General features: G+C 70.2%; 19 protein-coding genes and 4 tRNA genes. 13 read left to right on the forward strand and 10 right to left on the reverse strand.

Annotated features, from left to right (window positions below; all coding sequences use genetic code 11):
- Position 1: 1 nt before the first annotated feature.
- Entirely contained in the window at positions 2–1027 is a 1026-nt protein-coding gene (gene sepH / locus AC5RVZ_RS15020; RefSeq protein ID WP_494066572.1) for a septation protein SepH, read from the reverse strand.
- Positions 1028–1239: 212 nt separating this feature from the next.
- On the opposite strand from sepH, the gene AC5RVZ_RS15025 reads away from it, so the two are divergent.
- Entirely contained in the window at positions 1240–1533 is a 294-nt protein-coding gene (locus AC5RVZ_RS15025) for a DUF4193 domain-containing protein (RefSeq protein WP_494066573.1), read from the forward strand.
- Here the strand turns inward: AC5RVZ_RS15025 and AC5RVZ_RS15030 are convergent.
- Positions 1508–2011, reverse strand: coding sequence for a DUF3093 domain-containing protein (locus AC5RVZ_RS15030; RefSeq protein ID WP_494066574.1), 504 nt, complete (start codon positions 2009–2011; stop codon positions 1508–1510). The genes AC5RVZ_RS15025 and AC5RVZ_RS15030 overlap by 26 nt on opposite strands.
- Before the next feature lie 12 nt (positions 2012–2023).
- On the opposite strand from AC5RVZ_RS15030, the gene dut reads away from it, so the two are divergent.
- From dut to dxs, 5 genes are all read left to right on the forward strand, one after another.
- The gene (gene dut, locus AC5RVZ_RS15035) at positions 2024–2476 is read left to right on the forward strand and encodes a dUTP diphosphatase (RefSeq protein WP_494066575.1); all 453 of its coding nucleotides are present in this window, start codon (positions 2024–2026) and stop codon (positions 2474–2476) included.
- A complete protein-coding gene (locus AC5RVZ_RS15040) occupies positions 2473–3072 on the forward strand; it encodes a DUF3710 domain-containing protein (RefSeq protein WP_494066576.1) in 600 nt (199 codons plus the stop codon). Before dut ends, AC5RVZ_RS15040 begins: the two co-directional genes overlap by 4 nt.
- Positions 3069–3794, forward strand: a complete 726-nt coding sequence (locus tag AC5RVZ_RS15045; protein ID WP_494066577.1) for a DUF3159 domain-containing protein — start codon at positions 3069–3071, stop codon at positions 3792–3794. Before AC5RVZ_RS15040 ends, AC5RVZ_RS15045 begins: the two co-directional genes overlap by 4 nt.
- A 90-nt stretch (positions 3795–3884) precedes the next feature.
- Positions 3885–6785 (forward strand): aconitate hydratase, encoded by a 2901-nt coding sequence (locus AC5RVZ_RS15050; RefSeq protein WP_494066578.1) that lies wholly within the window; start codon positions 3885–3887, stop codon positions 6783–6785.
- Positions 6786–6951: 166 nt separating this feature from the next.
- Positions 6952–8910 (forward strand): 1-deoxy-D-xylulose-5-phosphate synthase, encoded by a 1959-nt coding sequence (gene dxs / locus AC5RVZ_RS15055; protein WP_494066579.1) that lies wholly within the window; start codon positions 6952–6954, stop codon positions 8908–8910.
- 81 nt (positions 8911–8991) lie between these two features.
- On the opposite strand, the gene AC5RVZ_RS15060 is transcribed toward dxs, so the two are convergent.
- The 4 genes from AC5RVZ_RS15060 to AC5RVZ_RS15075 all read right to left on the reverse strand — a co-directional run bounded on the left by AC5RVZ_RS15060 (position 8992) and on the right by AC5RVZ_RS15075 (position 14209).
- A complete protein-coding gene (locus AC5RVZ_RS15060; protein ID WP_494066992.1) occupies positions 8992–11136 on the reverse strand; it encodes a 3-hydroxyacyl-CoA dehydrogenase NAD-binding domain-containing protein in 2145 nt (714 codons plus the stop codon).
- A gap of 11 nt (positions 11137–11147) precedes the next feature.
- Positions 11148–12353, reverse strand: a complete 1206-nt coding sequence (locus AC5RVZ_RS15065; protein WP_494066580.1) for a thiolase family protein — start codon at positions 12351–12353, stop codon at positions 11148–11150.
- A 73-nt stretch (positions 12354–12426) separates the two neighbouring features.
- Positions 12427–13626, reverse strand: coding sequence for a ribonuclease D (locus AC5RVZ_RS15070; protein WP_494066581.1), 1200 nt, complete (start codon positions 13624–13626; stop codon positions 12427–12429).
- On the reverse strand, positions 13619–14209 hold the full coding sequence (locus AC5RVZ_RS15075; RefSeq protein WP_494066582.1) for a DUF3000 domain-containing protein: 591 nt from the start codon (positions 14207–14209) through the stop codon (positions 13619–13621). Before AC5RVZ_RS15075 ends, AC5RVZ_RS15070 begins: the two co-directional genes overlap by 8 nt.
- Positions 14210–14234: 25 nt before the next feature.
- Here AC5RVZ_RS15075 and AC5RVZ_RS15080 point away from each other — a divergent pair, with 25 nt between their 5' ends.
- Positions 14235–15437 carry an alpha/beta hydrolase family protein gene (locus AC5RVZ_RS15080; protein WP_494066583.1) on the forward strand — a complete coding sequence of 401 codons (1203 nt, stop codon included), beginning with the start codon at positions 14235–14237 and terminating at the stop codon, positions 15435–15437.
- Here AC5RVZ_RS15080 and AC5RVZ_RS15085 read toward each other — a convergent pair.
- On the reverse strand, positions 15434–15883 hold the full coding sequence (locus AC5RVZ_RS15085; protein WP_494066584.1) for a SufE family protein: 450 nt from the start codon (positions 15881–15883) through the stop codon (positions 15434–15436). The genes AC5RVZ_RS15080 and AC5RVZ_RS15085 overlap by 4 nt on opposite strands.
- Positions 15884–15912: 29 nt before the next feature.
- Positions 15913–16818, reverse strand: a complete 906-nt coding sequence (locus AC5RVZ_RS15090) for a sulfurtransferase (RefSeq protein ID WP_494066585.1) — start codon at positions 16816–16818, stop codon at positions 15913–15915.
- 117 nt (positions 16819–16935) lie between these two features.
- On the opposite strand from AC5RVZ_RS15090, the gene zapE reads away from it, so the two are divergent.
- The 3 genes from zapE (at position 16936) to AC5RVZ_RS15105 (ending at position 19995) form a co-directional block, all read left to right on the forward strand.
- Positions 16936–17967 (forward strand): cell division protein ZapE, encoded by a 1032-nt coding sequence (gene zapE / locus AC5RVZ_RS15095; protein WP_494066586.1) that lies wholly within the window; start codon positions 16936–16938, stop codon positions 17965–17967.
- A 161-nt stretch (positions 17968–18128) separates the two neighbouring features.
- Positions 18129–19397: an ammonium transporter gene (locus AC5RVZ_RS15100; protein ID WP_494066587.1), complete on the forward strand. Its 1269-nt coding sequence runs from the start codon at positions 18129–18131 to the stop codon at positions 19395–19397.
- A gap of 73 nt (positions 19398–19470) precedes the next feature.
- Entirely contained in the window at positions 19471–19995 is a 525-nt protein-coding gene (locus AC5RVZ_RS15105; RefSeq protein WP_494066588.1) for a type II toxin-antitoxin system PemK/MazF family toxin, read from the forward strand.
- A gap of 44 nt (positions 19996–20039) precedes the next feature.
- Here AC5RVZ_RS15105 and AC5RVZ_RS15110 read toward each other — a convergent pair.
- Positions 20040–20115: transfer RNA gene (locus AC5RVZ_RS15110), tRNA-Val, on the reverse strand.
- A gap of 155 nt (positions 20116–20270) precedes the next feature.
- Here AC5RVZ_RS15110 and AC5RVZ_RS15115 point away from each other — a divergent pair.
- The 3 genes from AC5RVZ_RS15115 to AC5RVZ_RS15125 all read left to right on the forward strand — a co-directional run bounded on the left by AC5RVZ_RS15115 (position 20271) and on the right by AC5RVZ_RS15125 (position 20575).
- Positions 20271–20343: transfer RNA gene (locus AC5RVZ_RS15115), tRNA-Gly, on the forward strand.
- Between the two features lie 56 nt (positions 20344–20399).
- Positions 20400–20473 (forward strand) — tRNA-Cys (locus tag AC5RVZ_RS15120).
- A 27-nt stretch (positions 20474–20500) separates the two neighbouring features.
- Positions 20501–20575, forward strand: a tRNA-Val gene (locus AC5RVZ_RS15125).
- Positions 20576–20651: 76 nt separating this feature from the next.
- On the opposite strand, the gene AC5RVZ_RS15130 is transcribed toward AC5RVZ_RS15125, so the two are convergent.
- Entirely contained in the window at positions 20652–23426 is a 2775-nt protein-coding gene (locus AC5RVZ_RS15130) for a glycosyltransferase (RefSeq protein WP_494066589.1), read from the reverse strand.
- Positions 23427–23536: the final 110 nt, after the last annotated feature.

A 23536-nucleotide genomic window follows, 5' to 3' on the forward strand; every position in this document is an offset into this window, starting at 1 on the left:
GTCAGTCGTCCGAGCGCGCTCCGAACACGATCTCGTCCCACGACGGCATCGAGGGACGGCCCTTGCGCCGACCCGCCTCGGCGACCGCCGGCGGCGACGGCGTCTCGGGCTCCGGCTCGGCAGGGGCCTCGTCGTACCCCGGCTCGAGCGCGTCGAACAGCGCGACGGGGGAGGAGCCGCGCGGCGGCGCCTCTGCCTCATCGGCTCCGGGGAGCGGCTCGCGCTGGCCTCGCCGGCGCCGCAGCGCTTCGAGCAGGTCGGCCGTCTCGGCGTTGGTCACGACCGGCTCGTCGGCGCGCTTGATCGCCGCCTGCTGCACCGCCGGTGCCGCCGGTGCGGGAAGGTCGGGAGACTCGAGGTCGGCCTCGGGGGGACGGCGCGGGCCGAAGGCGCCGCTGTCGAACCGCGAGTCGTCCTTGCCCAGCGGATTGTCGAGGGCGCGCAGCCGGGGGATCAGCCCCTCGGGAAGCGACCCCTGGCGCGAGAGCTGGATCGCGTCGGCGTTCAGCGGCGACAGCGTGCTGCGGCGCGGGTCGAACCCCCAGCGGGCGTCGTGATCGATCTGGTTCGCCGTGAACTCGAGCTTGATGATCCAGCCGGTCGGCTCCTTCCAGCTGGTCCACCGCTCACCGCTGGCGCCGGCCTCGGCGAGCTTGCCGCGGACGGCCGAGCCGAAGGTGGCGTGTCCGTCGCCTTCGAAGTCGCCGCCCAGCAGCACCGGCACCGACAGTGCCTGACCGACGATGTGCTCGCGCTCGGCGAGCACCGGCCGCTCGAAGCGGACGACATCCTCCACGCGCGCACCCAGCAGGGTCGCGACCTCCTGCGCGGACAAGCCGGCGCGGATGTGCGCCTGGATCTCGCGCGGGCTGGGCCGGGGAATGTGCGCGTCGGCATCCCGGTCCTTGCGGGCCTTCCGAAGCTCGGCGCGCAGGACGTCGTCGAGATACAGCGAGAATCTCTCGCCAGACTCGGTGGCCAGGACGAGCTTGTCGTCCTCGGTTCCGATGACCTTGAGCTGTTCCATGCGGACGCCCCTCCGATCGTGCCTGTCCCGCCCATGCTGACACAGCCGATCGCCACCGCCGGGAATATCGCGCGCGTGGCGCGAGTTTCAGGGGAACGCACGATCCGAGGCATCACGCATCGCATTTGCGAAAAGGGATGCCGTCATGCAAACTATCGCCGCCCGATTGGGCGAGCGCAACCCGAAACACCCGGAAGTAGAGACCTCCACGCATGGCCACCGATTACGACGCCCCCCGCAAGACCGAGGACGACAGCGAGTCGATCGAGGCGCTCAAGGAGCGTGTTCCCGACAAGCTCTCCGGCTCGGTCGACGTGGAGGACGCCGACAACCCGTCGGGCTTCGAGCTCCCCGGTGCCGACCTCTCCGACCTCGAGCTCGACGTCGTCGTGCTGCCGCCGCAGGAGGACGAGTTCACCTGCTCCAACTGCTTCCTCGTCAAGCACCGCTCGCAGCTCGATCACGACACCGCCGACGGACCTATCTGCTCGGAGTGCGCGGCGTGACAGCCTGAGCGCGACGCACGGCCGCCGCGAGGCGGTCGGGCGTCCGCGAGGAGATGACCCACGCCGACGTCGGATCGGCGGGGTCGATGACGGGGATCGTCACGATCCCGTCGATGCCACCGCGGATCAGATGCCACGCGCGCGGATCCAGACCCGCGCCCCGCGCGTGACGGGCGTCATCGCCTTCGTGCACCTCGGGAGCTCCCAGGAGACGCACCGGGATGTGCACCCGGCCGGCCCGCAGCTCGCCTCCCTCGATCCGGATCACCGGAGAGGCGGCGACCATCGCGCCGATGACGGCGACCCCCACGACGGCGCCGATCACGAGGGCCACCGTGGTGTCGATCGCGGTGAAGACGAGGGCGGCCATCGGAGCCGCGACGGCCGCGGCGCACAGGATCCACAGTGAGGGGCTGAGCCGCTCCCGGTAGCCCTCGGAACGGCTTCGGGGGCTCGCACTGCGCGGTGTCTTCTGCATTACCCTCATTGGGTGACTGAAACGGTGGACGTCCCCATTATCGCTGCCGACATGCCGGCCTACGCCCACCCCGGCGACGCGGGCGCCGACCTCGTCGCCGCCGAGCCGGTGCGCCTTGCGCCCGGACAGCGCGCCGTCGTGGGCACCGGCGTCCGCATCGCCCTTCCCGAGGGGCACGTCGCGTTCGTCGTCCCGCGCAGCGGCCTGGCAGCCAAGCACGGCATCACCGTCGTGAACACCCCCGGCACCGTCGACGCCGGCTACCGCGGCGAGATCAAGGTGATCCTGCTCAACACCGATTCGCAGCACGCCCACGACATCGCGGTCGGCGACCGCATCGCACAGCTGATCGTGATGCCGGTTCCTCGCGCCCGCTTCATCCCGGTCGAATCCCTGCCCGACAGCGCGCGTGGGGAGGGCGGGTTCGGCTCGACCGGCTACCAGAAGAACGGAGTCCCGGCATGAGCGACGCCAGCTCGCCCGACGTCCCGCGCAAGGTCGCACCCGATGACCGGCCGACGACCGGTCCTTTCGACGAGTCCGAGGCCAACCCGGTGCGGCCCTACATCGACCTCGGCGGCATCAAGATCCTGCCCCGCGAGGGACTGAACCTGCGCCTCGAGGTCGAGGAGCAGACCAAGCGCATCGTGGCCGTGGGCCTGGACTACGCCGAATCCACCCTCCAGGTCCAGCCGTTCGCGGCTCCGCGCTCGGCCGGACTGTGGGACGAGACGCGCGACCAGATCCGACAGCAGATCCGTCAGCAGGGCGGGCGCGTCGAGGAGCGGGAGGGGCCGCTGGGCCCCGAGCTGCTCGCGGAGGTCCCCGTGGTCGCCGGGCCGGATGGCGCCGCGGGCAAGCGCCTGGCGCGCTTCGTCGGCGTCGACGGGCCGCGCTGGTTCCTGCGCGGTGTGATCGGCGGGGCCGCGACGTCGGATGTCGAGGCAGCCGCCGCCGTGGAGGACCTCTTCCGCTCCATCGTCGTGGTGCGCGGCGGCGCCCCCATGCCGCCGCGAGACCTCATCCCGCTCCGGATGCCTGCCACCCCGGGAACCGCGTGAGCGACCGGGCCGACCTCACGCCGCCGGACCCGGAGCGCGAGCAGCCCGCGCCGAGCGACATCCTCGGAGCGGCCCTGGGTGGCGCCGCCCGCCGGGCAGGGCTCGACCCGGCCGAGAACAAGGGCACCGGCCACGTCGTGTGGGCCGCGATGGGCGGGTGGCGCGGCATCCTGGAATCGGTCCTGCCGAGCCTGGCGTTCGTCGTGCTGTTCACCGTGACGCAGCACCTCGTCCTCTCGCTCGGCGTGTCGGTCGGCATCGCGGCGATCTTCACCGCCGTGCGTCTGCTGCAGAGGCAGGCGGTGGGCGCCGCGCTCGGGGGCCTCATCGCCGCCGCGGCGGCCGCGGCTCTCGCCCTGTGGACCGGACGCGCCGAGGACAACTTCCTGTGGGGGTTCGTCACGAACGGCCTCTACGGCAGCGCGTTCCTGATCTCCGCTCTCGTCGGCTGGCCGCTGATCGGCCTCGCCGTGGGCTTCCTCATGGGCGAAGGGGTGGCGTGGCGAGGCGACCGCCGCAAGCGCCGCGTGTTCTTCTGGCTGTCGATCGCGTGGGCCGCCCTGTTCGCGGCGCGGCTGCTCGTGCAGCTGCCGCTGTACTTCGCCGGCGACGTCACAGCGCTCGGGACGCTGAAGCTCGTCATGGGGCTGCCGCTGTTCGCGCCCCTCGTCGCGGTCACGTGGCTCGCCGTGCGGGCGCTCTATCCACCGTCGTCCAGGTGATACATTTATCTCGATATCGAGATAAATTCGCCCCCGCCGGATTAGGTCTGCCTCACTAGCCGACCGGTTCGCGGCGGGGGAAGATGGGGAATGCCGGGCTTCGGCCCCATCCCGCCGCCGACGAAGGAGACAGACGTGTCCACGGTTGACAGCTTCGGTGCCAAGAGCACCCTGACGGTCGGCAGCACCGACTACGAAATCTTCCGCATCGACACGGTGCCCGGCTACGAGAAGCTGCCGTTCAGCCTCAAGGTGCTGTTGGAGAACCTGCTTCGCACCGAGGACGGCGCGAACATCACGGCCGACCACATCCGCGCGCTCGGGTCGTGGGACCCCCAGGCCGAGCCCGACACCGAGATCCAGTACACCCCCGCCCGCGTGGTCATGCAGGACTTCACCGGTGTTCCCTGCATCGTCGACCTCGCCACGATGCGCGAGGCCGTGGCCGAGCTCGGCGGCGACCCGACCCGGATCAACCCGCTCGCGCCGGCGGAGCTCGTGATCGACCACTCCGTCATCGCCGACCTGTTCGGGCGCCCCGACGCGTTCGAGCGCAACGTCGAGATCGAGTACCAGCGCAACGGCGAGCGGTACCAGTTCCTGCGCTGGGGCCAGACGGCCTTCGACGACTTCAAGGTCGTCCCGCCGGGCACCGGCATCGTGCACCAGGTCAACATCGAGCACCTCGCCAAGGTGACCTACACCCGCGAGGTCGACGGCGTGCTCCGCGCCTACCCGGACACCTGCGTCGGAACCGACTCCCACACCACGATGGTCAACGGCCTCGGAGTGCTCGGCTGGGGCGTCGGCGGCATCGAGGCCGAGGCGGCCATGCTCGGCCAGCCCGTCTCGATGCTGATCCCGCGCGTGGTCGGCTTCAAGCTGACCGGCGCCATCCCCGCGGGCGTCACGGCCACCGACGTCGTCCTGACGATCACCGACATGCTCCGCCGGCACGGTGTTGTCGGCAAGTTCGTGGAGTTCTACGGCGAGGGCGTCGCATCCGTTCCGCTGGCCAACCGCGCCACCATCGGGAACATGAGCCCGGAGTTCGGCTCGACCGCGGCGATGTTCCCCATCGACGACGTCACGCTGGACTACCTGCGCCTCACCGGCCGCAGCGAGGAGCAGGTGCAGCTCGTCGAGGACTACTCCAAGGCCCAGCACCTGTGGCACGACCCGGCGGTCGAACCCTCCTTCAGCGAGTACCTCGAACTCGACCTCTCGACCGTCGTGCCGTCGATCGCGGGTCCCAAGCGCCCGCAGGACCGGATCGAGCTCTCGCGCGCCAAGGAGCAGTTCGCCAGCGACCTGCTCGACTACGCCGACGCCGACGCCCACCAGCTGACCCAGGTGGATGCGGCGGTCGAGGGCACCTTCCCGGCCTCCGACCCCATCGGCTTCACCGCCGAGGACGACGGCCACGTCCAGAACGGGGCGGCCGGCGACGTCAGCCACCACCACCAGTTCGCCGCGCAGGACCTGGCCGCGGCTCCCGCCGGCGTGTCCAGGCCGACGACGGTCACCACCGACGACGGCACGTACACGATCGATCACGGTGCGGTCACCATCGCGGCGATCACCTCGTGCACCAACACGTCCAACCCCTCGGTGATGCTCGCGGCGGGACTGCTCGCGCGCAACGCCGCGAAGAAGGGTCTCAAGGCGAAGCCGTGGGTCAAGACCACCATGGCGCCCGGCTCGAAGGTCGTCACCGACTACTACGAGAAGGCCGGCCTGACCGACGACCTCGAGGCGCTCGGGTTCTACACCGTCGGCTACGGCTGCACGACCTGCATCGGCAACTCCGGCCCCCTCATCGAGGAGGTCTCCGAGGCGGTCAACCAGAACGACCTCGCCGTGACCGCCGTCCTCTCGGGCAACCGCAACTTCGAGGGCCGCATCAACCCCGATGTGAAGATGAACTACCTCGCCAGCCCGCCGCTGGTGATCGCGTACGCCCTCGCCGGCTCGATGAACTTCGACTTCGAGACCGATCCGCTCGGCAAGGACTCCGAGGGCAACGACGTGTTCCTGCGCGACGTGTGGCCCAGCGCCGAGGAGGTGCAGGCGACGATCGACTCGTCGATCTCGACCGACATGTTCGACACCCAGTACGCGAGCGTCTTCGCAGGCGACGAGCGGTGGCGTTCGCTTCCGACGCCGACGGGCGCGACGTTCGAGTGGGACGACGCGTCGACCTACGTCCGCAAGCCCCCGTACTTCGAGGGCATGACGCTCGAGCCCGAGCCGGTGGCGGACATCTCCGGCGCACGCGTGCTCGCCAAGCTCGGCGACTCCGTCACCACCGACCACATCTCGCCGGCCGGCTCCATCAAGGCCGACAGCCCGGCCGGTCAGTACCTGACCGCGCACGGCGTCGACAAGAAGGACTTCAACTCGTACGGCTCCCGCCGCGGGAACCACGAGGTGATGATTCGCGGGACGTTCGCGAACATCCGCCTGAAGAACCAGCTGCTCGACGGCGTCGAAGGCGGCTACACCCGCGACTTCACGCAGGAGGGCGGACCGCAGTCGTTCATCTACGACGCGTCGGTGAACTACCAGGAGGCCGGCACGCCGCTGGTGATCCTCGCCGGCAAGGAGTACGGCTCCGGTTCGTCCCGCGACTGGGCGGCCAAGGGCACACGCCTGCTGGGTGTGCGCGCCGTCATCGCCGAGAGCTACGAGCGGATCCACCGCTCGAACCTCATCGGCATGGGCGTCATCCCGCTGCAGTTCCCGGCCGGGCAGTCCGCGGCGACCCTGGGCCTTGACGGAACCGAGGTCTTCTCGATCTCCGGCATCGAGGAGCTGAACGCGGGCACGACCCCGCGCACCGTGCACGTCACCGCCTCGCCCAGCGACGCGTCCGCGCCCGGCAAGGAGACCGTCGAGTTCGACGCGGTGGTGCGCATCGACACCCCCGGCGAGGCGGACTACTACCGCAACGGCGGCATCCTGCAGTACGTGCTGCGCTCGCTCGTCTGAGCAGTCGCGGCGAGCCCCGGAACCGCGTCGGTTCCGGGGCTCGCCCATTACCGCACGGGGCCCGCGCCGTCCACTCTGGGAGGTCATTCAGCCCCGCGGTCTAAGCTTGAGGGGCCATCCGATCGTCGGGTGACGCCCCGGGAAGTCGGGAGGCGAAGGGAGACGGATGCCTCTTCTTCGGTCGATCACCGGTCCACGAGACCTCGACGCACTGACCATCGAACAGCTCGAGGAGCTCGCGGGGGAGATCCGCGACTTCCTCGTCGAGAACGTCGCACGCACGGGAGGGCACCTCGGCCCCAACCTCGGCGTCGTCGAGCTGACGATCGCCCTGCATCGGGTGTTCGACTCGCCGTCGGATCCGATCATCTTCGACACGGGGCACCAGTCGTACGTGCACAAGCTGCTCACCGGACGGCAGGACTTCACGCGTCTGCGCGCCCGCGGGGGACTGGCGGGATACCCTCAGCGCGCCGAGAGCCTGCATGACGTGGTCGAATCGTCGCACGCGTCCAGCTCGCTCAGCTGGGCCGACGGCGTGTCGCGCGCGCTGACGCGCACGGGCCGCAAGGACCGGCATGTCGTCGCCGTCGTCGGCGACGGCGCTCTCACCGGCGGTATGACGTGGGAGGCACTCAACAACATCTCCGACGACAACGACCGCAACCTGATCATCGTCGTCAACGACAACGGCCGCTCGTACGCGCCCACGATCGGCGGTATGGCGCGCTACCTCAACCGCGTGCGGACCGCGGATTCGTACCGCACCCTGCACCGGTCGTCCGATCGGCTCTTCCGCCGGATGGGTCCGGTGGGGCGCGCGATCTACCGGGGCGTGCGCGGCGGCACACACGGGTTCCTCTCGCGCTTCACGAACAACGCCGCGCTCTACTCCAATCTGGACATCAAGTACCTCGGCCCGGTGGACGGCCACGACCTCCCCGCGCTCATCGAGACGCTCCAGCTGGCGAAGGAGTACGGGGCGCCGGTCATCGTCCACACGATCACCGAGAAGGGGCGCGGGTACGCGCCGGCCCTCTCGGACGAGGCCGACCAGTTCCACGCCGTCGGCAAGATCGACCCGCTCACCGGGGAGGCGCTGGGCGGCTCGGCGGGAACCGCCTGGACCGACGTCTTCGCGGACGAGCTGGTGCACGTCGGTGAGAGCAGGGACGACGTCATCGCGATGACGGCGGCGATGCTGCGCCCCACGGGCCTGCTGCCGTTCGCGCAGCGCTTCCCGGATCGGGTCTACGACGTCGGCATCGCCGAGCAGCACGCGGTCGCGTCGGCCGCCGGGCTCGCCTTCGGCGGACTGCATCCGGTCGTCGCCATCTACGCCACCTTCATGAATCGGGCGTTCGACCAGGTGCTCATGGATGTCGCCCTCCACCGTGCCGGGGTCACCTTCGTGCTGGACCGTGCCGGGGTGACCGGCCCCGACGGTCCCAGCCATCACGGCATCTGGGACCTCGCGATGCTCCAGATCGTGCCGAACATCCGCATCGCCGTGCCCCGCGACGAGGTCCGCCTCCGCGAGGAGCTGCGCGAAGCCGTCGCGATCGAGGACGCGCCGACGGTCGTGCGCTTCCCGAAGGGCGCCGTGAGCCCCGAGCTGCCGGCGATCGAGCGGCTGCGCGACGGCGTGGACGTGCTCGTGCGCTCCGAGGCCCAGGACGTGCTGCTGGTCGGGATCGGCCCCATGGCCCACATCGCCGTCGACGTCGCCCAGCGACTCCGCGCGCAGGGGATCGGGGCGACGGTCGTGGACCCGCGCTGGGCCATCCCGGTGCAGCCGTCCATCGTCGAACTTGCGGCATCCCATCGCCTGGTCATCACGATCGAGGACGGCATCCGCGTGGGCGGCATCGGCACGAGGGTGCGCCAGGTGCTCCGCGAGGCGGGCGTCGACACCGCGGTGGACGAACTGGGGGTGCCCGACGAGTTCATCGACCACGCCAGCCGCGAGGAGATCTTCCAGGACGCCGGGCTCACCCCGGCGCGCATCGCGCAGGACGTCGTCGCGCAGGTGCTCGGCACGCGGATCCCGGTGGCACGCGGTGCGCAGACGAGCGAGATCCCGACGATCGGCGACCTGGCGCGCGCGCGCCCGCCCCGCGACTAGGCGTCCGGCAGGAACGACGGCGCCCCGGCGCGGACTCGGCGAGCCGCGCGCCGGGGCGCTCTCCGTGGACGACCCTGCAGGTCAGGCGCCGATGCCGCGGATCGGCGGGTGATGGAAGGTATCGCCGAACACGCGCTCCGAGGCTCCCTCGCGATCGAGGTAGGGGGACGCGCCGCCGTCGATGAAGGGCCAGCCGGCGCCGAGGATGAGGCACAGATCGATGTCCTCGACCTCCGGGACCACACCCTCGTCGAGCATGATGCGGATCTCGGAGGCCAGCCCGTCCTGCACGCGGCGGAGGATCTCCGCCTCGGACGCCGGGGACGAGCCTGTGGCGCCCTTGAGCACCTTCTCGGCCGCCTTGCTCCAGCCGGTGACACGACCGCTCTTGTCCTTCTCGACGACCTCGGACAGCTCCGCCAGCCGGTGGAAGTTCTCGTTCGCGTAGAACCTGTCGGGGAACGCCGTCGCCATGGTGTCCTGCACGTGCGCGGCGACCTTCCACCCCACGAGGTCGATGAGCTGGAACGGCGTCATCGGCAGTCCGAGGGGAGCGAACGCCTTCTCGACCGTGAGGAGGGGAGTGCCCTCGTACACCGCGCGCGCCGCTTCACCCATGACCTTCGCCAGCAGGCGGTTCACCACGAACCCGGGTGCATCAGCGGTGAGCACCGCGTTCTTGCCCAGGCTCTTGGCCACGACGAAGGCCGTGGACAGGGCGGCGTCCGAGGTCTGCGGCGTCCGCACGATCTCGATCAGCGGCATGACCGCGACCGGGTTGAAGAAGTGGAAGCCGACCAGTCGCTCCGGATGCGCCAGCTTCGCGCCGATCTCCTCGACCGAGAGCGAGGACGTGTTGGTGGCGAGGACGGTGTCCTCGGCGACGATCTGCTCGATCTCCCCGAAGACCTGCTGCTTGACGCCGACCTCCTCGAACACCGCCTCGATGACGAAATCGCAGTCGGCGTACAGGGTCTTGTCGGTCGTGCCGGTGACGAGGGCGCGCAGCTTGTTGGCGGTGTCGCCGTCCAGGCGCCCCTTTGCCTCCAGCTTTCCGATCTCCTCGTGGATGTACGCCAGCCCCTTCTCGACGCGGGTCTGGTCCAGGTCGGTGATGAGCACCGGCACCTGCAGCTTGCGCACGAACAGCAGGGCGAACTGGCTCGCCATGAGCCCGGCGCCGATGATGCCGACCTTCGTGACCTTCTTGGCGAGGTCTTTGTCGGGCGCGCCGACCGGCCGCTTGGCGCGCTTCTGCACGAGATCGAAGGCGTACATCGAAGCCGCGAACTGATCGCCGGTGACGAGCTCTGCCAGGGCCTCGTCCTCGCGCGCGAAGCCCTCGGCCTTCGTGCCGCTCCTGGCCTTGTCGAGCAGCTCCAGTGCCACGTACGGCGAGCGCGGGACCGTGCCGATCTTGGATTCGAGCATCCCGCGGGCCATCTTGACGGCGATCGGCCACTTGGTCAGCCGCTCCAGCTTGCCCGGCTCGTTCTTCCGCACGACCTTGGTCGCGCCGGTCAGCACGCCGTCGGCCCACCGGAGGGAGTCCTCCAGATAGTTCGACGCGGGGAAGATCGCGTCGAAGATGCCGTAGTCGAAGGCCTGCTGGGGCTTGAGCATCCGGTTCTGCTTGAGCGGATTCGAGATGACCACCTCGAGCGCGTTCTCGATCCCGATGAGGTTCGGCAGAAGGTAGGCGCCGCCCCATCCCGGGATGATCCCGAGGAAGACCTCGGGGAGCGCGATGGCCGCTGCCGAGGCGTCGACGGTGCGATACGTCGAGTTCAGCGCGATCTCCAGTCCGCCGCCGAGCGCGAGGCCGTTGACGAACGCGAACGAGGGCACGCCCAGCTCCGACAGCGAGCCCAGCACGTGGTGCCCCAGCTGGGCGATGAGGCGGGCGTTGTCCTTCGAGCCCAGCCGTGAGATGTCGGACAGGTCGGCGCCGGCGGCGAGGATGTACTGCTTGCCGGTGATGCCGACCGCCTGGATCTCGCCCGCCGCCGCACGCCTCTTCAGGGTCTGGAGGGTCTCGCCGAGCTCGGTCAGGGTCGCAGGGCCGAGCGTGTTCGGCCGGGTGTGGTCCCGGCCGTTGTCGAGGGTGATGAGAGCGAGCACCCTGCCGGAGGGGAGGGGAATGTCCCGCGCCCGCGAGTGCGTGACGATCTCGTCGCCGGCGAGGGCCTGGATGGGGGAGAAGTCGATCTCGTCGTAGTTCGTCATCGAGCCCGGTCTCACTTCTTCTTCTTGCCGTCGTAGTGCGGGTTCTCCCAGATCACCGAGCCGCCTTGGCCGAGGCCGACGCACATCGCGGTGAGGCCGTAGCGCACGTCGGGGCGCTCGGCGAACTGAGCCGCGAGCTGGATCATGAGGCGCACGCCGGACGCCGCCAGCGGATGCCCGAATGCGATCGCGCCGCCCCACGGGTTCACACGCGGGTCGTCGTCGGCGATGCCGAAGTGGTCCAGCAGCGAGATCACCTGGATGGCGAACGCCTCGTTGAGCTCGAACAGGCCGATGTCGGCGATGGTGAGACCGGCCTTCTTGAGGGCCTTCTCGGTCGACGGGATCGGCCCGATGCCCATGATCTCGGGCTGCACGCCCGCGAAGGCGAAGGACACCAGCCGCATCTTGGGCTGCAGGCCCAGCTCCTTCACCGCCCGGCCGCCGGCCAGCAGCGACATGGTCGCCCCGTCGGTCAGCGGCGACGATGTTCCGGCGGTCACGCGCCCGTGCGGACGGAACGGCGTCTTCAGACCGGCCAGGTCCTCCATCGTGGTCTGCGGGCGGCGCCCCTCGTCCTCGGTCGCCAGGCCCCACGCGCCGTCAGAGCCCTTGATGGCCACCGGCACCAGGTCGGGCTGGATCGTGCCGGCCTCGTACGCGGCCTGGACCTTCTGCTGCGAGAGCATGCCGTAGCGGTCGGAGCGCTCCTTGGTCAGGTGCGGGAAGCGGTCGAAGATCCGCTCGGCCGTCACGCCCATGTTGAGAGCGCCGGGATCGACCATCTTCTCGGCGACGAAGCGCGGGTTCGGGTCGGCGTTGCCGCCGATCGGGTGGTGGCCCATGTGCTCCACGCCGCCTGCGAGGGCGACGTCGTACATGCCCACGCCGATCGAGGCCGCCATGGTCGTGACGCTGGTCATCGCCCCGGCGCACATGCGATCGATGGCGAACCCGGGGACGGTCTGCGGCAGTCCCGCGAGGATGGCGACGCTGCGACCGAGGGTGAGGCCCTGGTCCCCGGTCTGCGAGGTCGCGGCGATCGCGACGTCGTCGACACGGTCCTTCGGCACCGCGGGGTTGCGTTCCATCAGACCGATCGTGGCCTTCACTGCCAGATCATCCGCGCGGGTGTTCCAGTACATGCCCTTCTCGCCGGCGCGCCCGAACGGGGTGCGCATGCCGTCGACGAAGAAGACGTCCGAAATCTCGGCCACTCTGCCTCCAAAACTAGGGATGCGGCCAGCCTAGGAGGGCGCTCGGAGGCGTCGGGAATCGGGTGGCGGATTCCTACGAAGCGGCTTCCGAGGGTGTCACGGCCGGTTGCATGGATTCGACAAACGCATCGGCGATCACCTGTGCAGTCTGCCCAATCTGCCAGGTGCGTGCGCCGAGATCCTGCAGCGCCTCGGCGATGGCAGCTGTGGTGATCGGCTCCGGCGGGGACCACGCGACCCGTCTCAGCAGGTCGGGCGTCAGCAGATTCTCCGTCGGCATGCCGAGCTCGCCCGCGCGCTGCTCGATGCGGGGCCTGGCCGCCTTGAGCCTCGCGTCCGCTTCCGGATTCCGGTCCGCCCAGGCGCGCGGCGGGGGAAGCGTGTCGCCGCCGGTGGCCCGCTCGAGGGGGAGCTGCGTCGTCGCGCGACCCGCTTCGATGGCCGCCCACCACCGGTCGAGCTGGGACCTGCTCGCCCGGCCCGTGAACTCCTTGACGGCGGCGAGCGCGCTCTTGGACTTCGGATCGGCCAGCACGGCGGCGATGAGGGCGCGGTCCGGGACAAGTCGGCCGGGGGCGACATCCTGCTCGCGGGCATAGTCCTCGCGGGCGGTCCACAGTTCGCGCGCGACCGCCAGATTCTTGCGCCCACGCACCGTGTGCAGGCCGCTCAGCCGCCGCCACGGCTCCTCTCGCGCGGGCTTCGGCTCGCGCTCGAGCACCGCCTGAAACTCCTGCGCGGCGAAGTCGGTCTTGCCCTGCTCGGCCAGCTCGGCGACGAGGGCGTCGCGCACATCGACCAGGTGCACGACATCCAGCGCGGCGTATTCCAGCCACGCCTGCGGGAGCGGGCGCGTCGACCAGTCCGAGGCGGAATGCGCCTTCGCCAGCGTGATCCCCAGGGTGTCTTCGACGACGGCGCCGAGACCGACACGCTCGTGACCGAGCAGGCGCGCTGCCAGCTCGGTGTCGAACAGCGATGCCGGCTCCAGCGACAGCTCACGCAGGGAGGGCAGATCCTGGCTCGCCGCGTGGAGCACCCATTCCTCTCCGCCGATCGCCTCCTGCAGCGGGGCGAAGTCCTCGATCGGCGGGGGATCGAACAGGAACACGCCGGCTCCGCGGCGGTAGACCTGCACCAGGTACGCCCGCTGCGAGTAGCGGAACCCCGAGGCGCGCTCCACGTCGACGGCGACCGGGCCTTCGCCGGCGCGCAGCAGGCGCGCTGCTTCGGCCAGTCCCGCCGCATCGTCGATGACGATGTATTCAGTCACGCGCCATCCTCCGCGAACCCAGCATCGCGATCCCCTCCGACCCCGGCGGGAGCCCCGCCAGCATGCATACCAACTCTGCCCATGCTTCCACGTGCGGAGCGATCGCGCCTTCCGGCGACCACGAGGCGCGAAGCTCGATCTGCGCGCCGTCGCCCTCGGCCGCGAGGGACCCAAAGCCCTTGGACAGCGTCTTCGTCGCCGTTCCCGACGCGGAGTGGAAGCCGGCGTGACGCGAAGCCAGCGCGTCGGTGAGCCATGACCAGGCCACGTCCGCCAGAAGCGGGTCGACGCCGATGTCGGGCTCGAGGGGCGCCTGCGCGAAGCACACGATCCGCCAGGGGCCGTCCCACGGGGCCGGTTCGTCGGGGTCGTGCAGCAGAACCAGCCGGCCGGTGCCGTAGGGCGAGTCGACGCCGTGCTCCTCTGCGCGCACGTCCCCGGCGATCGCCATGGCGTGCGGTGCCAGATTGGCCGGCGCTGTGATCTCGCGCACCGTCAGATCCTCGCGGAACGTCATCGCGCGCACGGCTTCGGCCGCCTGCTCGAACGAGGTCGGTGCCGCCGGAGGACGATGCTCAGCCACGCGGACAGACTAGGCTGAGGCCTCGATGGTCGCCTCCAGGCGCGCCGCGATGGGCGGCGCATCTCCCGCTGTCCTCGCCGCGGTGAGGACAGCCGTCACCATGCTGAGCGTCGCCCTGATCGGCGTGCTCGCCGCCCTTGCCGGCGGATCGGTGCGCATGGCGCGCCGCGTCGTCACGCCCGCCCAGCGTGTGCCGGACACCCGCATCCTGTCGCTGGACACGGCGGCGCAGACGATCACGCTCGCCCGCACGCCGGACACGCGCCTTCCCGGCCGGTACGGGCTGTTCACCAGCGGCAGCGCCGACTACCTCAAGCTCGGATCGGTGCTGTCCGAGGACGACGTGAGCGTCAAGCGCAAGCTCCTCACCCATATCGGCCACGATGCGCGCCTGTCGCCCGAGGCGGCCTTCAGCGGCTGGTACTACGACCGTCCCGAGCAGCTGCACCTGGACTTCACGCCCGAGCTGATCGGCTCGCCCGCCGGGCCGTGCCCGGCCTGGCTCTTCCCCGCGGGGAACGGCGAGACGTGGGTGATCCAGGTCCACGGTCGAGGCACGACGCGTGCGGAGTGCCTGCGCGCAGTCCCGGTGTTCCACGCGCTGGGCATCACCTCGCTCGTGGTGTCGTACCGCAACGACGGCGAGGCACCACGGAGCCGCACCGGCACCTACGCGCTCGGGGCGACCGAGTGGCGGGATGTGGATGCCGCCGTCGGCTTCGCCCGTCGCCGTGGCGCCCGACGGGTGATCGTGATGGGCTGGTCCATGGGAGGTGCGATCGCCCTGCAGCTGTCGCTGAACTCGGCGCATCGCGATCTCATCTCCGGTCTCGTGCTGGAGTCTCCCGTCGTGGACTGGCGCGTGGTGCTGGAGTACCAGGCGCGTGCTCTGCGCGTGCCGACGGCCGTGAGCGGGCTCGCGATCGAAGCCCTGCAGACCGGCTGGGCGGCGCCGCTGACGCGCGCGGGCGCTCCGATCCGCTTCGACGAGCTCGACGTCGTCGCCCGCGCCGCCGAGCTGCGGCATCCGATCCTCATCCTTCACAGCGACGATGACGGGTTCGTGCCGTCCGACGCGTCGCACGACCTCGTCGTCGCGCGTCCGGATCTCGTGGAAATGAAGGTGTTCGAGGTGGCCCGCCACACGAAGCTGTGGAACTACGACGAAGAGCGCTGGAGCGAGAGCATCCGCACGTGGCTCGCCTCGCGCGGACTGATCGGCGACTAGGCCGGCGCCGCCGCCGATCTGGCGAGCACCTGGCGCTTCGCGCGCATCAGCATCCCGGTCATGCCCGCGATGCGCAGCGGCGACACCGCGCGCGTCAGGCCGATGCTCTGCGGGAAGTCCGCGGGGATCGCCAGCACCTCCTCGGCGCGCAGCCCCGTGAGGCCCTGGACGAGGATGCTCGCGAAACCGCGCGTGGTCGGCGCCTCGGGCGGGGCGGTGGCATGCATGGCGACCACACCGTCGGCGTCGACGTCGATGACGATGTAGACCGGCGACTGGCACTCGACCACACGCTCGCACAGCTCAGGGTGGCCGTCGTACGCGGGAGGCACCGGCGGCAGCTCCTGCGAGTACTCCAGGAGCAGCTGGAGGCGCTCGGCCTCGGGCAGCTCGAGGAACTCGTCCCGGATCTCGGCCAGGCGCTCGGGAACGGCGGTATCAGTCATCCGTCCCATTGTCCCACCGCGCGACCGCGTCAGCGCCGGGCGGGCGCCTCACCGGGCTCGGGCCCGGTCGCGATCGGCACCCGCACCGCGCTGCCCCACTCGGTCCAGGAGCCGTCGTAGTTGCGGACGTCCTCGAATCCGAGCAGGTGCTTCAGGACGAACCAGGTGTGGCTCGAGCGCTCCCCGATGCGGCAGTAGGCCACGATCGACTCGCCCTCCTGCAGGCCCACCTCGTCGCGGTAGATCGCGTCCAGCTCGGCCCGCGTCTTGAATCCGCCGTCGTCGGCGACCGCGCGCGCCCACGGCACACTGCGAGCCGTCGGGATGTGCCCGGCCCGCAGCGCGCCCTCCTCCGGGTACGCCGGCGCGGAGGTCCGGGTGCCGTCGTACTCCTCGGGCGACCGCACATCGATCAGGGGCTTCCCCAGATGCGCGAGGACGTCCTCCTTGTAGGCCCTCAGCAGCCTGTCGTCCCGCTCGACGACGGGGTAGTCGGTGGGGCGACGCGACGGCGCCTCGGTCGTGATGGGCCGGCCTTCTGCGATCCACTTGTCGCGGCCGCCGTCGAGCAGCCGGACATCCTCGTGGCCGAACAGCGAGAACACCCACAGCGCGTAGGCGGCCCACCAGTTGTTCTTGTCGCCGTAGATCACCACGGTGTCGTCGCGCGAGATGCCCTTGCGCGACATCAGCTCGGCGAAGCCCTCGCCGTCGACGTAGTCGCGGACGACCGGGTCGTTGAGCTCGGTGTGCCAGTCGACTTTGACGGCGCCGGGGATGTGCCCCGTCTCGTACAGGAGGACGTCCTCGTCGGACTCGACCACGACCAGGCCCGGCCGGCCCAGTCGCTCCTGGAGCCACTGTCCCGTGACGAGACGCCCCGGCTCGGCGTACTCGGCGAACTTCTCGGACGACGTGTCGGTCTCGACGGCCATGGTGCTCCTCGGTCGGGGCGGGTGACGGTGACGGTTAGGGTTGAACCGTCGCCTCCGACATTAGATTCCCGGCGCCGGCGGCACAGCCATCCCGTAAGACTCCGACACAGGATCCGCATGACCGTCCCCGAGACCCGCTCCGGCGTCATCCACCTCGCCGAGCGCACGCCGCAGCTCGCCGGCGCCGAGATGGTCGCGGCCCTCGTGCCGCCGCCCCAGTTCGCGGACGCGACGTTCGAGACGTATCGGGCGGATGCCGCCTACCCGTCGCAGCAGGAGGCGAAGGACCTGCTGACCGTGTTCGCCGGGGGAGCGGCCGCGCCGGCGAAGGGCGGCTTCTTCCGCCGGGCGAAGCGCCCCGAGGTCAAGCCGGGCGTCTACCTCGATGGCGGGTTCGGCGTCGGCAAGACGCATCTGCTCGCGGCCGTGTACCACGCCATGCCTGCGCGCCGGAAGTATTTCGGCTCGTTCATCGAGTACACGGCGCTGGTCGGCGCTCTCGGCTATCAGAACACCGTGGAGCTGTTCCGAGGGTCGGATCTGCTGTGCATCGACGAGTTCGAACTCGACGACCCCGGTGACACGATGGTGATGACCCGCCTGCTCGGTGAGCTGGTGGCCTCGGGCACGCGATTGGCCGCGACATCCAACACCCCGCCGAACGCGCTGGGCGAGGGCCGCTTCGCCGCACAGGACTTCCTGCGCGAGATCCACGCCATGGCGTCGAGCTTCCGAACGATCCGCATCGACGGCACGGACTACCGCCACCGTGCACTGGACGGCCACGCCGACGTGCTGGCGACGGAGGCGTACGACACCGCCATCGCCGATGCCGCCGCGCGCGGCGTCGCCTCGGACGACCGGTTCACCGACCTCGTCGCACACCTCGCGCGCGTGCATCCCTCGCGGTACATCAAGCTCATCGACGGCGTGGACCTCATCGGCATGCGGGACGTCGAGCCCTTCACCGACCAGTCCGCCGCGCTGCGCTTCGTCGCCTTCATCGACCGCGTCTACGACGCCGAGCTCCCGATCCGCGCCACAGGCACTTCGCTTGACCTCGTCTTCCCCGAGGAGATGCTGGCAGGCGGCTATCGCAAGAAGTACCTCCGCGCCATCTCCCGGCTCGTGGCCTCGACGCTCGCCTGATCCGAAGCGAGCCCGCGGCGGCACGAAACACGTTGTTTACGGGCGAGCGGCACGCGTAACGCGAAGGAAACACAGGGTGTCCCGCGGCTGAAACGGGCCCTGATCACACTGGGGGGACCCGACGCTACACCTGCGTCCCCGCAGAGAGGTTCTCCACCGAGATGGATCAAGGCAACACCGCATTCATGCTCATAGCGGCAGCACTCGTCCTGTTGATGACGCCAGGGCTCGCGTTCTTCTACGGCGGCCTCGTGAAGGCCAAGAGCGTCATCAGCATGATGATGCTCAGCTTCGGGGCGCTCGGACTGATCGGCGTGCTGTGGGTCGTCTACGGCTACGCCATCGCCTTCCCCGGCGCTGACGGCCTCGTCGCCCCGTGGTCGATCGACTGGTCGGCGATCGGGCTGTCGAGCCTCCTCGAGGTGCCCGAGGACGCCGCGTTCCCGCCCATGGCCTTCGTGTGCTTCCAGGCCACGTTCGCCATCCTGACCGTCGCGCTGGTCTCCGGTGCCATCGCGGACCGGGCGAAGTTCGGCTCCTGGATGATCTTCGCGGGCCTCTGGGCCACGATCGTCTACTTCCCCGTCGCCAGCTGGGTCTTCAACTTCGGTCTGGCCGAGGACGGCAGCTTCGCCTATGGCGGCTGGATCACCTACGGCATGCAGGAGATGTTCGGCGTCGGCGCGATCGACTTCGCCGGTGGCACCGCCGTCCACATCAACGCCGGTGCCGCGGCCCTCGCCCTGGCGCTCGTCCTGGGCAAGCGCCTCGGATTCCAGAAGGGCGTCCACGTCCCGCACAACCCGCCGTTCGTCCTCCTCGGCGCCGGACTGCTGTGGTTCGGATGGTTCGGCTTCAACGCCGGCTCCGAGCTCGCCGCCGACGGCGTCGCCGCCCTGGCGTTCATCAACACGATCGCAGCGCCCGCCGCGGCTCTGCTCGCCTGGCTCATCGTGGAGAAGATCAAGGACGGCAAGCCGACCTCGGTCGGCGCCGCGTCGGGAGCGGTCGCCGGTCTGGTCGCCATCACGCCGGCCTGCGCGTCGCTGGACCCGATCTGGGCGATCGTCCTCGGCATCGTCGCCGGCGCCGTCTGTGCGCTCGCGATCGAGCTGAAGTACAAGTGGGGCTTCGACGACTCGCTCGACGTGGTCGGGATCCACCTCGTCGGCGGCCTCATCGGCACCCTGTACCTCGGCTTCTTCGCCAACGGCACCGGCCTGTTCATGGGTGGAAACGGCGCTCAGCTGCTCGTTCAGGCGATCGCGGCCATCGCGGTCCTTGTGTACTCCTTCGTGCTGGCCTTCGTCATCGGGCTCGTCATCGAGAAGACCATCGGCTTCCGCGTGAAGAACGAGGACGAAGTCGCCGGGATCGACACCGTCGTGCACGGCGAGGAGGGCTACGTGCTGGAGAACTCGCGCGCCTGACGACAGGCATCGACAGGGGCGCCGCAGCGGATGCTGCGGCGCCCCCGTCCTCTGCCCGGGCTAGGGTGACCGTGTGACACCGCGACCGAGCCTGCTGGCGAGCATCGCCGATCTTCTGCGACGGCGACGGAGCGGGTCAGCCGGGCGTCGATCCGGCGCAGCCGGCTTGCGCGATCGTGCCGGGTCGACGGCGACGGTCGAGGTGCCGCCTCCGGCGCCGCGGCAGCTGCGGATCCGGTACAGGCCCGATCGCGACGGCGAGCCGGATGCGGGCGAGATCGTATGGACGTGGGTGCCGTACGACGAGAACGACGGTCGCGGGAAGGACCGGCCGGTGCTGGTCATCGCCCGGCGCGATGACGAGCGGGTCTACGCGGTCCGGCTCACCAGCAGGACGCGCGACGGAGACCGCGACTTCCTCCCGCTCGGCGCGGGGGAGTGGGACGCTCGGGGACGCCCCTCCTGGGTCGACATCGAGCAGATCTACAGCGTGCACCGTGACGGCATGCGACGCGAGGCATCCGCCCTCGATCCCGCCCGGTTCGCGCGTGTCGCTGAAGCGCTGCACCGTCGCTACGGCTGGGCCGTGACGATGTGAGCCGGAATCGAAAGGCCCGACATCGATGTGATGCCGGGCCTTCGTGGTGGGCGATACCAGACTCGAACTGATGACCTCTTCCGTGTGAAGGAAGCGCGCTACCAACTGCGCCAATCGCCCGTTCCCGTGGGGGACGAGTAATGATCCTACCGGATGGCGGAGCCGTCCTCGAACCACGCGTGTGAGACACGCGCGAGCCGGTGTCGGTTTTGCAAGACGCCGAGGATCGGCTAAAGTCGATGACGTGCCCGGGGTGCGAATCCCGGGAACGAAATGCGGATGTAGCGCAGTTGGTAGCGCATCACCTTGCCAAGGTGAGGGTCGCGAGTTCGAGTCTCGTCATCCGCTCGAGTGCGGGGGTCTTCTTCCGAGGAGACCACGGCACGTGGGGTCAAACCACACGCGGTGGCGTGGCCGAGCGGCTAGGCACCGGCCTGCAAAGCCGTTTACACGGGTTCGAATCCCGTCGCCACCTCCACTCCCGGTCCCGACCGGAGTTCGACTCGGGCGATTGGCGCAGCGGTAGCGCGCTTCCCTGACACGGAAGAGGTCACTGGTTCGATCCCAGTATCGCCCACCATCGAGAAAGCCCCCGGGGTTGCCCCCGGGGGCTTTCTCATGTCCGCGCGTCTCGGACCAGGCGGTGGCCCACGGCCTCACGCACAGGCGACGGCCGTGCTGCACGGCGCAGGCACGCCACAGCTCGGACAGTCGCCGGAGGCGTCGCCGGACATCGGGTGGAGCCGCTCGACGGCGGAGAGCCGAGCCAGCAGCGGCGCTCGCAGGAACGGCGTCGCCGACGCCACCGCAGCCTCGGCGAGCGTCGTGACCAGAGGTCCCTGCAGGCGCGCCGAGCCCAGAGCCGCGTCCGACAGCCCGGCCGCAGCGGCTCGCGTCGCGGCGCGGTGGACAGGGTCGGTCCGCAGGGCCTCCAGACGGGCGGCCGGTGCTTCGAACAGTCCCATCATCGACTCCGCGATGGCATCCCAGCTCTGGTGATCCTGGATCACGCGGACCAGGCGGTCCCGATCCTCCTGGGCGTCGTCGACGACCCGGCGGCACGCCTCGGCGAGCGAGGCGGCGTCGTCGGCGAAGCAGACGACGTCGGCGTAGTCCGTGACCACGTCGGTGACGCGGGTCGAGACGACCGGCAGTCCGGCCGCGAGGTACTCGAGCGTCTTCGTCGGGCTGATCGAACGGGTCGCCTCGTTCAGCGCGAAGGGCATCATCGCCACGTCGAAGCCGGCCATGACGGCGGGGAGGTCCGCATAGTCGGCCATGCCGGGATACTCGATGTTCGGCCCGGTGGGCAGCGTGGCCGGATCGATCTTCGCGACGGGGCCGACCATGCGGATGGTCCAGTCGGGGAGGGCGGCAGCCACCGCCGCGACGAGGTCCAGGTCGAGCCTCTCATCGAGCACGCCGACATACCCCAGCACCTGGCGGGGTGCCGGATCCGCCGCGCGCAGAAGGCGCGCGGCCGCGTAGTGCTCGACGTCCACGCCGCTCGGGAACAGGTGGCAGTCGGGTCGAATGCCCACCACGCCGCGGTGCAGGGAGCGACCGCCTGCGTAGACCACATGCGCGGTCTCCAGGAGCTCCCGCTGGCGCTCCCGCATCCCGGGCGGCGCCTGCGCGAAGGAGGCCAAGTCGTCCATGACGTCATAGGCGATGCGGTGCGGATCCAGGCTGCGGGCGATGTCGAGCGCCATCGGCGTGTAGATGAGCACGTCCGGATGCGGCACGCCCTCGTCGGCCAGCAGTTCCCCCAGCAGCGTCCGGTACGGCGCCGCTGCCGGGTCGTCGAAGCTCAGCCTGGTTCCCTGTCCGGGCTCCATCGGCACGACCAGGCGCACGCGCGTGATCCTGCCGACCTGCTCCGTCCACAGCTCCGGCTCGGGCACACCGCCAGGGATGGGCTCCTCCACGAACCACGTGCGGGCTCCGCGGCCGCCGCGGTCCTCGGCGAAGCGCGTGACGAGATGCTGCGGCCGCTGCCACACCCAATCCCAGCGCAGGTGCGAGAGCACCACCAGATCGTGGGCCTGCGGGTACACGGGGATGGGCGGCTCCGGGTTGGGCGCGTCCTGCCACGGCCACTCGAGGTCGCGGAAGAACCCGTGCAGAAGTTCGTCGTTGGGCGCCTGCAACCGGTACGCCGGCAGCTCGTCCAGAGGCGCGCCCCGGGCCGCGCGTTCCCACGCCTCGGTGAACTCGGTGCGGATGCAGTGTCCACTGGGTGCCAGGTCGTAGACGCCGACGGGGTCGCGGTGCCCGGCCGGCACGGCCAGAAGCGAGTCCCAGTCGGCGGAGTCGACGAGGGGGAACCATGAGAAGCCCCGCAGAGGAACTCCGGAGGCGACGGCCCGGTCGTACTGGTCGATCATGTAGCGCAGCCAGGTCGCACGGTCCGACGCGAGCCCGCGGATGTTGGTCTCGGACAGAAGGACGGGCAAGCCGTACCGGTCGTGGTACTCCGCCGCGATCGCGGCGAAGCCGCGCGGCGCGGGCGAGGGCGACACGCTGCCGGCCTCGCTGTACCACCACTCCGAATGGGGGTAGTAGTCGAGGCCGAGCACGTCGACGCGCATCGGCGCGAGCTCCAGCAGTGGCTCGCCCCCCGCTGCCAGGAAGGCGGCCAGGGCCGGACGCTCGCGGTCGAGGTGCCGACCGAGTGCCAGATCCAGCAGCAGGTGGCGGCGGTCGTTGGCGAAGGCCGCGTACTCCGCGGGTCTTCCCGACGTCCCCGAATGCGCCTCGCAGGTGTCGATCCAGACGTGATCGGCATCCGGGAGCAGTTCGGCGAAGACGGCCCCTGCCGCGTTGACGGCGGGAAGGACCGACGAGACGAGCCGGACGAAGCCCTCCATGCCGGCCTGGTACGGAGGCCACAGCGCCTCGTGGCCCGCCAGGAACAGCGTCGCGAACGGCTCGTTGAAGAGCGTGTACGACGTCAGCCACGGGTAGCGCCGCGCGACAGCCTCCGCGAAGCTCACGTACTCCGCCGCGAAGCGCCGGTCAGCGAAGCCGCCCTCCAGACGCTTCGGATAGCTCGTGTGATGGACGAGATCGACGATCGGCTCGAGGCCACGCTGCCGGATCTCAGCCAGTTCGGCGTCCGTCTGCTCCCAGTCGAAGACCCCGGGATCGCGGGCGATGTGATGCCACCGGAGCGCATACCGCAACCGCGTGACGCCCGCGGCCTGCAGGCGATCGAGGTGCTCGGGCCAGTGCCGGTACACGCCCGTCGTCTCGCCGACGTCCACGCCCGCGGCCGGAAGGAAGGTGCTCTCGAAGGCGCCGATGAAGGGGCGCTGCACCGTGCTGCGCAACGTGGAGGCGGCCTCCTCCCGGATCCCGGAGGCGGTGTCCTGGAGGATGGCGTCGGTCCGCCGAGGACCCGCATCGGCCCTGAACTCGAACAAGGTCATGCCGAAGCATGAGTCCGGATCGGCCGCGCACGGATGGGGGTTGTGGAAAGGACCCCAATCCGGGTAAGCGGCCGCTCGCCGTCGCCGGCACTGTCCCTTCCGAGCCACGC

The sequence above is a fragment of the Arthrobacter sp. Cza30 genome (assembly GCF_059090765.1).

What these genes read in the sequence shown, in the direction of transcription:
- sepH (WP_494066572.1), bottom strand. Translation starts at nt 1,027, where the DNA reads ATGGAACAGCTCAAGGTCATCGGAACCGAGGACGACAAGCTCGTCCTG.
- AC5RVZ_RS15025 (WP_494066573.1), top strand. Translation starts at nt 1,240, where the DNA reads ATGGCCACCGATTACGACGCCCCCCGCAAGACCGAGGACGACAGCGAG.
- AC5RVZ_RS15030 (WP_494066574.1), bottom strand. Translation starts at nt 2,011, where the DNA reads ATGCAGAAGACACCGCGCAGTGCGAGCCCCCGAAGCCGTTCCGAGGGC.
- AC5RVZ_RS15040 (WP_494066576.1), top strand. Translation starts at nt 2,473, where the DNA reads ATGAGCGACGCCAGCTCGCCCGACGTCCCGCGCAAGGTCGCACCCGAT.
- AC5RVZ_RS15050 (WP_494066578.1), top strand. Translation starts at nt 3,885, where the DNA reads ATGCCGGGCTTCGGCCCCATCCCGCCGCCGACGAAGGAGACAGACGTG.
- dxs (WP_494066579.1), top strand. Translation starts at nt 6,952, where the DNA reads ATGCCTCTTCTTCGGTCGATCACCGGTCCACGAGACCTCGACGCACTG.
- AC5RVZ_RS15060 (WP_494066992.1), bottom strand. Translation starts at nt 11,136, where the DNA reads ATGACGAACTACGACGAGATCGACTTCTCCCCCATCCAGGCCCTCGCC.
- AC5RVZ_RS15080 (WP_494066583.1), top strand. Translation starts at nt 14,235, where the DNA reads ATGGTCGCCTCCAGGCGCGCCGCGATGGGCGGCGCATCTCCCGCTGTC.
- AC5RVZ_RS15085 (WP_494066584.1), bottom strand. Translation starts at nt 15,883, where the DNA reads ATGACTGATACCGCCGTTCCCGAGCGCCTGGCCGAGATCCGGGACGAG.
- AC5RVZ_RS15090 (WP_494066585.1), bottom strand. Translation starts at nt 16,818, where the DNA reads ATGGCCGTCGAGACCGACACGTCGTCCGAGAAGTTCGCCGAGTACGCC.
- zapE (WP_494066586.1), top strand. Translation starts at nt 16,936, where the DNA reads ATGACCGTCCCCGAGACCCGCTCCGGCGTCATCCACCTCGCCGAGCGC.
- AC5RVZ_RS15100 (WP_494066587.1), top strand. Translation starts at nt 18,129, where the DNA reads ATGGATCAAGGCAACACCGCATTCATGCTCATAGCGGCAGCACTCGTC.
- AC5RVZ_RS15130 (WP_494066589.1), bottom strand. Translation starts at nt 23,426, where the DNA reads ATGACCTTGTTCGAGTTCAGGGCCGATGCGGGTCCTCGGCGGACCGAC.